The 13,866-nt window shown below is 44.0% G+C and carries 12 protein-coding genes; all 12 read left to right on the top strand.

Annotated features, from left to right (window positions below):
- Window positions 1–330, top strand: a 330-nt coding sequence (locus ME1_RS04190) for a phage adaptor protein (RefSeq protein WP_004863694.1), incomplete at its 5' end; no start/stop codon positions are given.
- Between the two features lies 1 nt (window position 331).
- The gene (locus ME1_RS04195; protein ID WP_004863697.1) at window positions 332–1,789 is read left to right on the top strand and encodes a hypothetical protein; all 1,458 of its coding nucleotides are present in this window, start codon (window positions 332–334) and stop codon (window positions 1,787–1,789) included.
- The gene (locus ME1_RS04200) at window positions 1,789–2,226 is read left to right on the top strand and encodes a hypothetical protein (protein WP_004863698.1); all 438 of its coding nucleotides are present in this window, start codon (window positions 1,789–1,791) and stop codon (window positions 2,224–2,226) included. The genes ME1_RS04195 and ME1_RS04200 overlap by 1 nt, the downstream gene beginning before the upstream one ends.
- Window positions 2,216–3,061: a hypothetical protein gene (locus tag ME1_RS04205; protein ID WP_004863701.1), complete on the top strand. Its 846-nt coding sequence runs from the start codon at window positions 2,216–2,218 to the stop codon at window positions 3,059–3,061. The genes ME1_RS04200 and ME1_RS04205 overlap by 11 nt, the downstream gene beginning before the upstream one ends.
- Before the next feature lie 12 nt (window positions 3,062–3,073).
- Entirely contained in the window at window positions 3,074–4,552 is a 1,479-nt protein-coding gene (locus ME1_RS04210; RefSeq protein WP_004863705.1) for a hypothetical protein, read from the top strand.
- A gap of 8 nt (window positions 4,553–4,560) precedes the next feature.
- Window positions 4,561–6,651 carry a hypothetical protein gene (locus ME1_RS04215; RefSeq protein WP_004863708.1) on the top strand — a complete coding sequence of 697 codons (2,091 nt, stop codon included), beginning with the start codon at window positions 4,561–4,563 and terminating at the stop codon, window positions 6,649–6,651.
- Window positions 6,648–7,307 carry a transglycosylase SLT domain-containing protein gene (locus tag ME1_RS04220; RefSeq protein WP_004863709.1) on the top strand — a complete coding sequence of 220 codons (660 nt, stop codon included), beginning with the start codon at window positions 6,648–6,650 and terminating at the stop codon, window positions 7,305–7,307. Before ME1_RS04215 ends, ME1_RS04220 begins: the two co-directional genes overlap by 4 nt.
- Window positions 7,308–7,318: 11 nt before the next feature.
- Window positions 7,319–8,326: a phage tail protein gene (locus ME1_RS04225; protein WP_004863711.1), complete on the top strand. Its 1,008-nt coding sequence runs from the start codon at window positions 7,319–7,321 to the stop codon at window positions 8,324–8,326.
- Between the two features lie 7 nt (window positions 8,327–8,333).
- Window positions 8,334–9,341 (top strand): tail fiber protein, encoded by a 1,008-nt coding sequence (locus ME1_RS04230; protein WP_004863713.1) that lies wholly within the window; start codon window positions 8,334–8,336, stop codon window positions 9,339–9,341.
- A 7-nt stretch (window positions 9,342–9,348) separates the two neighbouring features.
- The gene (locus tag ME1_RS04235) at window positions 9,349–10,473 is read left to right on the top strand and encodes a phage tail protein (protein WP_004863717.1); all 1,125 of its coding nucleotides are present in this window, start codon (window positions 9,349–9,351) and stop codon (window positions 10,471–10,473) included.
- Window positions 10,474–10,482: 9 nt separating this feature from the next.
- Window positions 10,483–10,716, top strand: a complete 234-nt coding sequence (locus ME1_RS04240; protein ID WP_004863720.1) for a prefoldin domain-containing protein — start codon at window positions 10,483–10,485, stop codon at window positions 10,714–10,716.
- A 22-nt stretch (window positions 10,717–10,738) separates the two neighbouring features.
- Window positions 10,739–13,866: alanine-zipper protein (locus tag ME1_RS04245; RefSeq protein WP_004863723.1), on the top strand; the 3,128-nt coding region annotated here is incomplete at its 3' end.

Consider the following 13,866-nt stretch of genomic DNA (forward strand, 5'->3'; position numbering starts at 1 on the left):
TCAGGACAGCAGGGAACGCCGGTTTGTTACAGTTATTTTGATAGGAAACTGTATCTCTATCCCATACCAGATAGAGCCTATCAGGTACAACTCATCCTCTCACCCATGCGTTTAGAAGAGCTTACGGATGTTCATCAGGAACACCCATGGTTTGTCCACGCCTTTGATCTGATCAAAGCACGGGCAAAATATGAATTGTACAAGAATATCTTGAAAGAGCCCGATTGTGCAGCCGCTGCTTACAATGACTTCGAGGAACATTTGCGGGAATTGCGTGCAGAGACTTCAAAGCGCCATAACGTAACAAGAATTGTCCCAACGGATTTCTAACATGGTTTACTTCCCCATTGCAGATTACAGACCGGATGTTGCGGTTATTAACAGCAGTTTTACCGATACACTTGTGAATGTTTTACCGGCAGACGGTTCTCACATTCCTATGCCAAGTGCAACGGTTATTTCTGCTCCTTTAGAAGAAAAGCCATTAGGTTCGATCGCCTTTAGATCAGGTGATGGGGTTAAGATAATCGTAGGAGGAGCTACAAAGCTTTATGCTTACGATAATCAAACGCGAGGCTGGAAAGACATCAGTCAAACGGGTGTAACCTATCACGCCAACGAAGAGAACAAATGGTCTTTTGCCATGTTTGGTGAAACAATTATTGCGGTCAACAAAAATGACAAACCACAGGTGTTCAATGTTAAGAGTTCACAACGGTTTGAAGAATTAGGAGGCAATCCGCCGAAAGCAGGATTAGTAAAGGTTTGGGGTGATTTTTTATGTTTGATGCAATTGACTGATCATCCTCATCGTATCCATTGGTCAGGCTTGAATGATGCAACCCATTGGACGGTAGGCGAAAAAGATTGTTATTATCATGACTTTCATGATGGAGAATATGTACAAGGGGCAACAGAATCGACCAATCCCTTGGTTTTCTTACGCTCTGCTGTTTATGCGGGAACCTTTATGCCAGGCTCTAAAATTCCCTTTACGTTCCAAAAGATCCACGACAAGCGTGGAGCAAGAAGTGCACAAGCCATTGCATGTTGTGGCAATAATGCCTTTTTTGCTGGAGATGGTGGCTTTTATCAGATTGGTCCGGATGGACAACTTTTACCAATAGGATTTGAAAAGGTTGACCGAACGGTATTCACGACTTTTGATAAGCTTGCTCTTGATGGAATGCAAGGAGTGGTAGACCCTGTTCATAATCGTGTTTACTGGTCTTTGAAGAGGGGAAATAACCAGCAAACCACCTTTGTTTATGATTGGGGTTTGCAGAAATGGTCAACAATCCAAGGAAAGCCTTTAAGCTTGTTTCCTGTTTTTACGACAGGCTACACCTTGGAACAATTGGATGAGCTTTCAACAAGCCTTGAAAGCTTACCAGCCTCTCTTGACAGTTCAATTTGGCAAAGTGGTGCACCGGTTCTTGGTGGTTTTGATGGTCAAAACAGGCTTGTTGTGTTTACAGGCGCTCCAATGGAGGCGATTGTTGTATCACAAGAGATGGGGTCACCTGATGGGAGCTTTAGCTTTTTCACCAAGATGTTTGCAGAGGTTGATACTCTAGAAGGGCTCTTGAGTATAGGGGAGCGTGGAGTTCGTAATCCGCACACGCCCATTACATGGCATAAAGAACGGATCTGTTCTTTCGTCACGGGTGCTTATCATGGGCGGTCACGCAATCGTTATCACCGCTTTAAATTGCGCATCCCTGAGGGTGTTACATGGCATCATATCACGGGCTTTAACGTGGATTTACGACCTTTAGGCAGACGTTAATGGCAAAGATAGTTCTCACCTCTTCTTGGGATAAGGATCGCATAGCCCCTTATTTTGAAGATATCTTTGCAGCTTTTCGTCGTTATAGCGAGCGTTTTAAGCATGAGCTTACTTTGCAACAGCTTATCGAAGAGATTTGCACTGGCAAGAAGCAGTTGTGGCTGGTTCTTGATGATGATGATCGGTTTTTATTGGCAGTCACGACGCAAATCCAGACAACAGTTTTAGGGAAGAAGCGTGCTCTCATTTGTGATTGTTGCGGTCATGGCGGGTTAGAGCTTATCGACAATCTGAAGTTTGCAGAGGATTGGGCGCGTGAGAATGGTGCTTGTGAAATGGAGATTTTGGGTCGTTTAGGATGGCGACGTGCATTGAGTAAGCAAGGTTACGGGATAGACATGATTTATTATCGGAAGGAATTAGGCAATGGGGAGTAGGACACCGTCAGTAACGGAACAAAAGCAAGTACAAAGTAGTGCACCGCCTTCTTGGATGGAGAATGTTTTTAAACGGGGCGGTGCAGATGCCTATAATCTTTATAATTCAGGTGCAGGTGGTAATGTTTACATGGGACCACGCGTTGCACCTTTGAGTGCTCAAACGCGCTATGGAATTAGTGGTCTTGGAAGTATTCCTCATCATTATCAAAATCGCTCTTTGATGAATGCAATCTACAATCCAACGTCGTCAGCAAATAATCTTGGAACAATGGCTTCAGGTGGTATGGTTGGACAGAACCCCTCTTTTAATGCCGCCCTTCAAAATAGCTTAGACCGTGTAAGAGATACGATTAATAGCTCTTTTGCAGGCGCAGGTCGTTATGGGTCCGGTGCACATCAAGGTGTATTGGCAAATGAACTTGGTGCTTTGTCCACAAGTGCTACAGCAGATCAGTATAATCGTGATGCGGACCGCATGGTGCAGGCGAATTCACTGATAGACCAAGCCAATCAAAATCAGTTGGGAGCATCAAATAACTTCTTACAGGGTTATGGCAATGCCTATTCCAATGCCATACAGGGGGGAGGGGTGCTTGATGCGTATAATCAAAGGCTTGTTGATGCTAATCGCGAACGTTGGATGGAGCAAGACAATAGCGGTTGGAATAGGTTGAACAAGTTGATGAATGCAGGTCGTGGCTTTGCAGACCCCTACAGCACAACGACGAACAATCTCACACAATCTAAGCTCCCAGGCAACGACCCTTGGAAAAACATTATAGGACTTTTAGCTGGTGTTGGTCAAATTGCTTCATCTTATATGAAAAAATAGAGGAGGGGAGTGATGATAAATAATAGCGATAACATTTTATCAAGGCTTATTAATTCTATGTATGCAATGAGCCCTTATACGTCTCGTATAATGCAGATGCACAATCAACGTATGGCGCAAAATAACGCACAACAGCAGGCGAATATGTTGCCTTATTTAGCACCTTCAGTACCGGTTGGCACAGTTGGTTCACAACCATATCCTCTAGGGTTAGCTAAAGATATGCCGCCTTTACCGAATGTAAGTTCGGCTTTGAAACCACAGAAAATACAACCGGATGCGTTCTCTTCATCTCCTTCAATGCCTATGACGACGGTTGGTTCACAACCTCATCCCTTAGGTTTGGCTAAGGATATAGAACCTTTACCTAATGCACTTTCGGATTTGACGTCATTGCAACCACAACAGAACCCGCTAGCAGAATCCCCTATTCCAATAGCACAATCAGAGCCAACCCAATCTGTACCGCAAGTACAACCACGACAAGATACTACTTCTTCAAAGAGTTTTTGGGATCAATTGCGTAGTCCTGAATTGTTAGAAAGATTATCAGATTATGCCCTTGGTTATGCCATGTCTGATGGAACAATGGCACAAGATTTGGCTAATGCAGCTATGAATCTTCGTCGTGGTGATATGGCAAGAGAACAGAGAAACCAAGTTAACCAAACAGTGGAGTATCTGAAATCCAAAGGTTACAGTGATGAAGAAGCTACTATCATGGCACGTAATCCTCAAATGCTTAGTGCGATGCTAACAGGTGGTGATGCTCCTAAATTACTTGCGGGGCATGAATGGTATACCGATCCAGAGACAGGTAAACGTGGACAGAGACCGATGACAGGGACTCTACAGGAACTTGAGTACAACCAGAAGCTACAAGCACAGCAAGAATGGGAGCATAAAAAGAAAAGAAATGCTTTTCTTAACAAACAGCAGTTGCGCGCTGGATTAAGTGATATTGCAGACGCTATCAAACTCATAAAGGATGGGTATGCGACAGGGTTTACTGGATGGGGTTCGAGAGGCATTGGAGGAACACCTGCGTATGAATTAGACAGATTATTGGATGGGATTAGAGGTGGCGTTCTAAAGACTGTATTTGAGAATCTAAAATCGATGAGTGCTACTGGAAATATGGGAGTTGGTCCTATATCAGATTTCGAAAGTAAGGCGATGTCATCAATGTTTGGCTCTTTGGATGTTGGACGTGATCCAAAAGGATTGGAAAAGACTTTACGCCTTCTTGAAACAACATTAGGTTTTTTGAGTAAGTTTGATGATAATAAATTATACAATGCATTCACAGGGCAGCATCTAGATACCCCTAAGGAAACCTCTGATCAATATTCAGTAGATTTATCGATGCCTCAAGAAAATTATGCAAAAGCACCAATAGTGAAAAGTGAAAAAGATGTCGAAAGCCTTCCAAAAGGAACAGTATTTTTGGTTAGGCTTGCAAATGGCAATCTAGTTCCTGTAGAAAAATAGGTTATCCCATGTCTGAATATAAAGATTATGATAAGTCATTTCTACCTGAATGGGCTAGGAAGTATAAAATTGTTGGTCCTGAGATTCCCAATCCTCAAAATACAGTCAATTATTCAGAATATAATGATTATGATAAATCACTTCTACCTGAATGGGCAAGAAAATATAAGGTAGTTGGTTCTGAGATTTCAGGTTCACAAGAAAGCTCTGATGATATTTCCTTTGCTGATAAAGATCTTACTTGGTTGGATGCGATTAGGAGCCATGGGATATCTGGTCTCACGGCAGGGTATAGTGATGAGATACAAGCGGCGAATGAAGCAGGTTTTACGGATTATTGGAGCGGTGATAAAAAAGCAGAAGAGACCTATAACAGAAGAGTAGCCAAGGAACGCGCTTACCAGAAAGCATTGGAAGAGAAACACCCATGGTTGTCTTCAGGCGCTTATCTTCTTGGGTCAATTGTTCCAACGGCATTATCATTTATCCCTGGGCTAGGGCTTTTGAGAGCAGGATCTGCGGCAACAACATTTGGTAAGCTAGGCAAGGCAGCACTTTTAGGAGCAGGTTCTGGAGCTTTACATGGCTCTGGAGCAGGAGAAGGTTTAGCGGGTAAGCTTATATCGGCAGGGATTGGAGGTGGAATTGGCTCTGTTGCTGCTCCTGTTGGGTCTGTCGCTGGTACAATTATTTCTTCTGGTATTAATAAAGCAGGTAAGGCATTGCAATCGGCTCCTTTTGTAAGAGGTCATTTAAACCCTGCTTATAAGGATGTTCAAACCAAAGCGGTAAGAGAAGTTGCAAGGACGTTGTATGATGATGGTGTTGAGAATGTTGCAAAACGTCTTGAAACTGCTCCACGCCATGCGTTTTTGACAGATATCAGTCCGAATCTAGAAGTATCCCTTGCCAATACGGGGCAAATAAACACCCATGTTTTTGATATTTTGAAAGGCGCCCATGAAGGACGGTTGAAAGGGGCAATTCACCGTCTTGGTCAATCGGCAAATAAAAATATTGCAGGTATACAAGATGCAAAGATTTTAAAAACTACGCTTAAAGAGCAAGGGGAAGGAGCATATAAACATCTTTATGAAAAAGCGATGGCAACTCCTATAGATAAAAAGTATTATCGAGATCTTGATCATCTTTTTGCAAATAAAGGGTTTCAAGACGCTGTCGAGCGAGCAGTTAAAACCTTAGAAAAAGATCCCGATATTGTAACCCCTAAACTATTTCATGATAAAGAGTTTAGACATATCAACTATCAACCTACGATGCAGTTATTAGATCAAACCAAGAAGGCTCTTGATTACTTGATAAGGAAGCATGATAACTTTGGCGATAACCAAATGGTTTCTATATACCAAAGACTAAAGAGCAGATTGGTAAAGATAACGGACGAAATCTCACCTACTTATAAAGCAGCACGTGGTAGTGCGGAAAAATACGCAAGATTTGTAGAAGCCTTACAACAAGGTAAAAACATTGCTCAGAGAGATGTTTCAGGACAGGGGATTGCAGAAGGGCTTCGGAGAGGAGCGATATCTGATGGACTTAATAGCTATCGCGTAGGTATGAGAGATTATATAGACGATATATTAGAAGGACCCAATGCTGTTAGAAACCTTTCCAATATTTTACAAACGGGTGCTATGACTAAAAACCTCAGGAGGTCTTTAAGCAGCAAAGAACTTCATGCTTTTAGAAAGTCTGTAGCTGAGGAAGAATTTTATCAAGATGCTGCTAAAAGAGGTGTGAAGCCGTTTAAAGGAACGCCTGAACCCTCTCATTTGGCAGGTGTTAATCTCCCCTATAGTAAAGGGAGTGCTCTTCGTGCAGGAGCCAAAATTATTCAAAATGTTTTATCTGATACGGTTAGAAAATTGCCTCAAAAAGAAAGGCAAATCCTTGAACGTGATATAGCAAAGTTAGCGACTTTTGGCGTTAAAGGAATGAATCAACAGCAAGTTGCTGAAATGCTCCAACGATTTATCAATTTGCATAAAAAGGGAATTTTGAATGAAAAGGGGTGGCATTTTATTTCTTCTGTGTTGGCGGGAGAAGCGGGAAGATTTGTAAGGAGTAAGATTCAATGACCCGCTATAATCCTTCGATAGATCAAGCGATACGTCAAACGGCATCCCGCTATGGCTTGCCTGAGAGTTATTTGTACCGTGTTGCACAGATTGAAAGCGGTGGGAATCCGAATGCAAGGAATCCTCGTTCCTCTGCTGGAGGGTTGTATCAGTTCATAGACAGCACAGCCAAGCAATATGGCTTACAGGATAGGTTTGACCCTATACAAGCAGCGGATGCGATGGGTAGACTTACACGGGATAATCGTAATCATTTAAGCCGTGTTTTGGGAAGAGCGCCTAGTGAAGCGGAATTGTATTTAGCCCATCAACAAGGAGCAGGAGGAGCAGCGCGTCTTTTGCAAAACCCGCAAGCCCATGCAGCACAAATTGTTGGTAGCAATGCCGTTGGTTTGAATGGGGGAAATGCTGGTATGCGTGCTGGTGACTTTGTCAATCATGTCTTGCAAATGTATGGTGGTCAGAAGCCTTATCGTGCAAGCCACGCTGTTGGAGGTAGCATTCCACATGGTAACAGGGATAACGTGCTTGCCTTTTTAAGAGCCTTGCTTTCTTCACAGCAGCAAGAAGCCTCAGAAGAAGACCAGAGTGAAGAAGACAATCCTCTGATGTCACAATTTATGAGAGCCTTTTACGGACCCTTTTATAGGATTTAGGATTCACGAACATGTCGACGATTTATGATTGGTCGCTTAGAGCGTCTGAGAACACGCATGCCGATAATTTGGTTAATTGGTCAGAAGGGCAATTGCCAAGCACGATCAATAACAGTGCGCGTGTGATGATGCAAAGGGTGAGGGAGTATTTATCAGATACAGGTGGAGCGCTTGAAAGTACGTTTACGATTGATGAACAACAGAAACGGACAACTATTCGTTTGCAAACCAAATCGCAATTTAAGGAGTATAAGACAGGTATCTTTGTACAGTTTCAAGCAATAGGCACGAATGTAGGATTAACCACGGTTGCACTTAATGGTTTAGAAGGTAAGCCTGTTTACAAGGCAACAGACAGTGGGGCACGGACCTTATCAGGAGGAGAGATACAAAATGGTTGTATCTATAGCTTGGTTTATAGTGATGATAGTTGGCATCTCTTAAACCCTACAGAGCTCCCTTTATCGCAAGATTTTGACAGTAGTCTTTATCCGTCAGGTTTTATAGGGACTTTTGGGATGAGAGAAGTTCCTATGGGGTGGTTATTGTGTGATGGGAAAGCGTATTCTCGAAGCACTTATAGTTCGCTGTTTGAAGCGATAGGGACTGTTTGGGGTGAAGGCGATGGTGTGGAGACATTTCATGTTCCAGACTTGAGAGGGATGTTTCTACGGGGCTTTGATGATAGTCGCAATATTGATACTGGACGTTCATTTGCAAGTGTACAGACAGATTTAATGCAATCTCACCAACATAGTGGTCAGACGCTTTCACTTTCGCATTTTTCCGATCACGAAAACTATTGGCACGGGAATACGACAGATATATTGGGTTACCGGTTACGTTTATTTGGGGGAGGGATGATATCAAATTTTACAGGAATAGAGAGTGAGAACATCCAAGGATACATAGTAGAGCCCTATTCCCTTGATGACAGGCAAGATGTTGTTTTGGAAAGATCAGGAGAGGGTGAGACCCGCCCGATTAATGTGTCTGTAGTCTTTGCGATCAAGACATGAGGTTTGGATGTCGACGATTTATGATTGGTCTTTAACAGCGTCAGAGAATGCACGGTGTGATGATGATATTAATTGGTTGGAAAGACAGTTACCAAGCAGCGTGAACAATAGTGCACGCGTGATGATGCAAAGGATGAGAGAGTATTTATCGGATACGGGTGGTGTTCTTGAAGGCATTGTTACGGTTGATGCCGAACAACAAAATACAGCCATTTCTCTCCAAAGCAAAACACAGTTTAGAGAGTACCATAATGATATAGTTTTGTGTTTTAAAGCGAAGGGAACGAATGTAGGAGGAACGACGGTTTCGCTTAATGATTTAGAGAGCAAGGCTGTTTATAAGGTAACAGACCGTGGAGCGCGGTTTTTATCCGGAGGAGAGATACAAAAGGGTTGTATCTATAGTTTGATTTATAATCATGGGGTTTGGCAACTGATGAATCCTACCCCTTTATCATCAGCTCCTGTTGTTGCGCGTTATCCTTCAGGTACGATAGGGGTTTTTGCCATGCAATCTTTGCCCTCAGGTTGGTTATTGTGTGATGGGAAAGCGTATTCTCGTAGTGACTATAGTGATCTTTATAACGCGATAGGGACAAGGTGGGGTGGAAGTGATAGTTGGACGAAGTTTAATGTTCCAGACTTGCGTGGGGTATTTTTGCGTGGTGTTGATGATGACCGTAAGATTGATCCATGGCGTAGCTTTGGCACTTTACAGAATGATAGCATAAAAACGCATGACCATGGTGGTGAGACATTTTCTATTTTGAATAGTGAAGGGGGTTCGGAAAGCTGGCATGGGAATATCACTATCCTATGGGGTTATGAGCTTAACGACCAGCAACGATTGAAGCTTGCAGAACGGCTTGGAGTGAAGGCGGAGGATATTCGGGTTCACCATAAGCTTGCTTTCCCCCATTCTCATCTTCGTATGCAAGATGTTGTATTGGAAGGGGTGGGCTCTGCTGAGACTCGTCCAATTAATATGTCTGTAGTTTTTGCGATCAAGACGTGAGGTTTGGATGTCGACGATTTACGATTGGTCTTTAACGGCATCAGAGAATGCACGGTGTGATGATGCTATCAATTGGTCAGAAGGTCAACCTCCCAATACGGTGAACGATAGTGCACGTATGATGATGCAAAGGATGAGAGAGTATTTATCGGATACGGGTGGAGTGCTTGAAAGCACGTTTGCAATTAATCAAGAACAGCAAAGTACAGCCATTCGTCTCCAAAGTAACACAGGATTTTCAAATTATAAGACAGGTATGCTTTTGCGTTTTCGCTCGAAGTGCACGAATTTAGGAGCGACAACAGTAGCGCTTAATCTTTTAGATGGCAAAGCTGTTTATAAGGCAACAGCAACAGGTCTTGTGGAGCTTACAGGGGAAGAAATTCAGATTGGTTGCTTCTATACGCTTGTGTATGATGAAGAGATTACAGGTTGGCAACTTCTTAATCCTACCAAGCAAAAAGTTCCTCTCTTAAAGCGTTTACCGTCTGGACTTATTGGTTGCTTTGGAATGCAAAGATTACCTTCTGGTTGGCTGTTGTGTGATGGAAGAGCTTATTCACGAGCAGATTACAGAGATCTCTTTTGGGCGATAGGAACGACGTGGGGTGAAGGAGACGGTTTAAGGACATTTAATGTTCCTGATTTTCGTGGAATGTTTTTGCGGGGAATGGATTATGAACGCAATCTAGACCCTTGGCGTTCATTTGCAAGTGTCCAAGAATATTCTTTGAAAGACCATGATCATTTTATTGGTCCAGCGTCTTCAGAGCGTCTCTCTTCACGTAAGAAACGCGATTTGTCTTCTGTTGAGGATAGTTTGCAAAGGAGCAAGAGGCATGTTGATGAGGAATGTGTTGGTTTAACAGGAGACGCCAATGATAGGTGTCAAGAAGCATTTGATAGAGGAACGGAAATGTCCAAGCCGTTTTGGTTTACAGAGGAGGATAAACCCGCGCGCTTACCTTGGTTTATTAGAAGTCCCTTTGCTAACTTTTTATATTATTCGACACCTATAAAACATGGCATAGGGGATAGTGTTTCCCATGAACATCATCTTTTAGCAGAAAATTTTGGAGGCGAAGAAACGCGTCCCGTCAATGTGTCTGTTGTCTTTGGAATTAAGACATGAGGCAATGAAATGTTATTAAAGCCATTTGCGATATCAGAGCTTAGCGACCCGTCTCAAGTACGGGTTGTTTTTTATTCGGGCGAGCGTTTTGTGCATGCCCCGCTTAATGGGGTTTTAGAATTACTCAAGGCGGATTTGAAATCAGAGTTTGAAAGTAAAATCAGGTCCCTAGAGGAACGCCTAGAAGTTTTAAGCACAGAGTTAGAAGAATTGAAACAGTGTGATTTGGATGGATTGATTTGAAGAGATGTGAGGGAGCAAGAACATGATAGTACCACATCATACGCATGACTATCAATTACCAGTTGCGACAAAAGAAGAAATGCGAGAGGCGACTTCAGAAGATGTTGTCGTTGTTCCGAAATTGTTAGGATCAGCAGCGTTATATTCGCATGAAGCTTTTGCAACGTTAGACCAAGTTGTGCAAGCGAGACAAGAGGCAGAAAAAGCCATAGCGCGTGCGAATACGTTCGAACGAACGGCAGCAGAAGCAAAAAGCGTAGCGGAAAGAGCTCTTACAGAGAGCACGAAAACCGGTGCAACAGTGACGACGGCGCTTACAGCAGCCAATGTTGCGAAGGATGGCGTCACAGCCGCTACGACAGCAGCGGATGAAGCGAAGCAGATAGCAGCTGATGCGAAAAGAGTTGCGGATGAAACGAAGGAAATGGTTGATGCGTCTGCGGTAACGGCGGGACAAGCCGCCCAAAGAGCCAATGCGGTTGCGACAACGGCTAACGAGGCAAAGACAGCAGCAGAACAGGCATTGGCAGCAGCACGTGATGCAAAAAGTAGTGCAGAGACAGCGGTTAACAACTCTCAGAGTGCGAATGAAGCAGCCTCCAGAGCAGAGACAGAGGCAACAACAGCGAAGACAACAGCAGAAGAAGCAAAGCAGTTATCAGGAGAAGCTAAGAGCCAATCGGAGAATGCAGAGAAATTAGCGCAAGCAGCTAAAAGCGCATCAGACGAAGCCAAGCAAGGAGTAGAAACAGCCAAGGCAGAAGTCTCTGGAGTAGTCTCTGTAGCAAGGGAAGCCAAACAAGCATCTGAAGCAGCACAGACGTTAGCACAAGAAGCCAAGGGTGCATCCGAAACAGCGACAGCGAGCAGTACGGAAGCTCTCACAACAGCGAAGGATGCGAAAAGCACAGCAGAGATAGCCTCTAGTACAGCAGGTGAGGCAAAAGAAACAGCAACTAGTGCGCTGTCAGTAGCCAACGACCTTAAGCAATCCATTGATCATATTAAGAATACAGCGGAAGCAGCAAAAAGGACGGCAGAAGGAGCAGAACAGAAGGCATTAACAGTAGAAACACTAGCCTCAGAAGCGAAGACAAAATCTGTCGAAGCTAAACAATCTGTAGAAGAGGTGAAGAGCACGGCGAATTTGGCTAAGAGTAAAGCAGAAGAAGCGAAACAGACAGCTGATGGCGCGAAGCAAGCTGTTGGTGATGTGAAAGTTACAGCAGAAACAGCGACATCTACAGCCAATACAGCCAAGGTTATATCTGAGGAAGCCAAAAGCGCGGCAGAAAAAGCAACAGCAAAAGCCGAGCAGGCACAACAAGATGTAAGTGAGGCGACGAGGATAGCCAATGAAGCGAAAGCGGCAGCAGAACAAGCTGTACAAGCGGATAGACAGGCGATAGCTTCTCAAGATGAAGCCGTAAAACAATTAGCACAAGAAGCCAAGAATACAGCCGAAGAGGCAAAGAAGGTTGCAGAGGGGGTACAGAAGAAGGCAGAATCGTTAGCAACGGTAGTGGATGAAAGCCAAAAAACAGCGAAAGAAGCAAAACAAACAGCTGACAATGCAAGATATGATGCCGAGCAAGCGCGGAGTAAGGCAGAAAAGGCAGGAAACACAGCTACTGAAGCGTGGAATAAAGCTCACGACGCGAAGGAAGCAGCAAATAGCGCCAAGGTTACAGCAAGTTTGGCGGAAATGGCAGGTGAAGAAGCCAAGAAAACAGCAGGCAAAGCGGAAACACGAGCGTATGAAGCGAAGGATGAAGCAGGCAAAGCAAAGGATATAGCCAATAGTGCGAAATATGCAGCAGAAGAGGCACAGAAGGCAGCAGAAGCAGCAGGTAAAAAAGCAGCATCTTTAGAAAAAGAAGCGGAAGAAGCACAAAAAGTATCGAAAGAAGCCAAGCAGGAAGCCGGTTATGCAAGACATGATGCCGAGCAAGCGCGGTCTATAGCAGAAGCAGCTAAGAATGAAGCGTCTGGAGCAACGAGTAGAGTTATAGATATCAATCAAGTGGTTGATAATTTTAGAGCGCCTGTAAGTTTAGCACAGATGTACTCAGAAGAAGCCAAGAAAAAAGCCGAGGCAGCAGATTCACAAGCCTATCAAGCCAAGAGCGAAGCCAATGAAGCCAAGAAAACAGCCGATAGTGCGAAAAGGACAGCAGAAGAAGCAAAGAGTGTTGCGGAACAAGCAAAAACGATTGCTGAAGAAGCGAAAACAGCGACAGAAGAAGCGGTCAGAGTTGATAGACAAAGGGTTTCCTCACAAGATGAGACAGTGAAGAATTTAGCGCAAGCAGCCAAGACGACAGCAGATGAAACGAAGGTTTTAGCAGAGAATGCCAAGAGTGCATCCGAAACAGCAACAGAGACAGCAACGGAAGCAAAGAATACAGCTAATGAAGCCAAGCAATTAGCCGATGGGGCGAAGACTCTAGCAGAGAATGCCAAGAGTACAGCAGAAGGAGCAGCAAGGAAGGCAGATGAAGCGAAAAACAGTGCGGATGAATCACAAAAGACAGCCAAGAAAGCAACAGTAGATGTTATCTCCCTAAAAGCCAAGGTTTTGACAGCAGAGAGCACTTCTGATGAAGCCCAACGAGTTTCTGATGAAGCCAAGCGAGCAGCGTCAACAGCGCTGAGTGTAGCTAATGAAGCCAAGGGCGCTTCAGAAACAGCGCTCACAGCAGCGAATACAGCCAAGGAGAGTGCAGAACGAGCAGAAACAGTAGCCAATGCAAGCAAAACAACAGCCGATGAAACGAGATCTTTAATATCGGATGCAAAAAAAGCCTCTGATGCTGCCAAGGCAATGGCACAATCGGTGCAGACATTAGCGGAAGGATACCAAAGAATAGTGGATGAGGCGAAACAAGAATCTAGTGCTGCTAAACAAGCGGCCGATAGTGCGCAATCTACAGTACAAGAGGTGAAAGAGATAGTTACAGAAGCGCATGAGGAAGCAAGTAAAGCCAAGAAAACAGCAGATGGAGCAACAGCTAAAGCGAATTTGGCGAAAAGAGAATCCGAAGAAGCGCATGAGGAAGCAGGTAAAGCGAAAGAAATAGCTAATAATGCGAAGAGTAAAGCAGAAGAAGCAAATCAGTTAAGTGAAACAGCAATTAGTGTTGCCAATGA

The organism is Bartonella vinsonii subsp. arupensis OK-94-513 (genome assembly GCF_000278235.1).
Lineage (GTDB): Bacteria > Pseudomonadota > Alphaproteobacteria > Rhizobiales > Rhizobiaceae > Bartonella > Bartonella arupensis.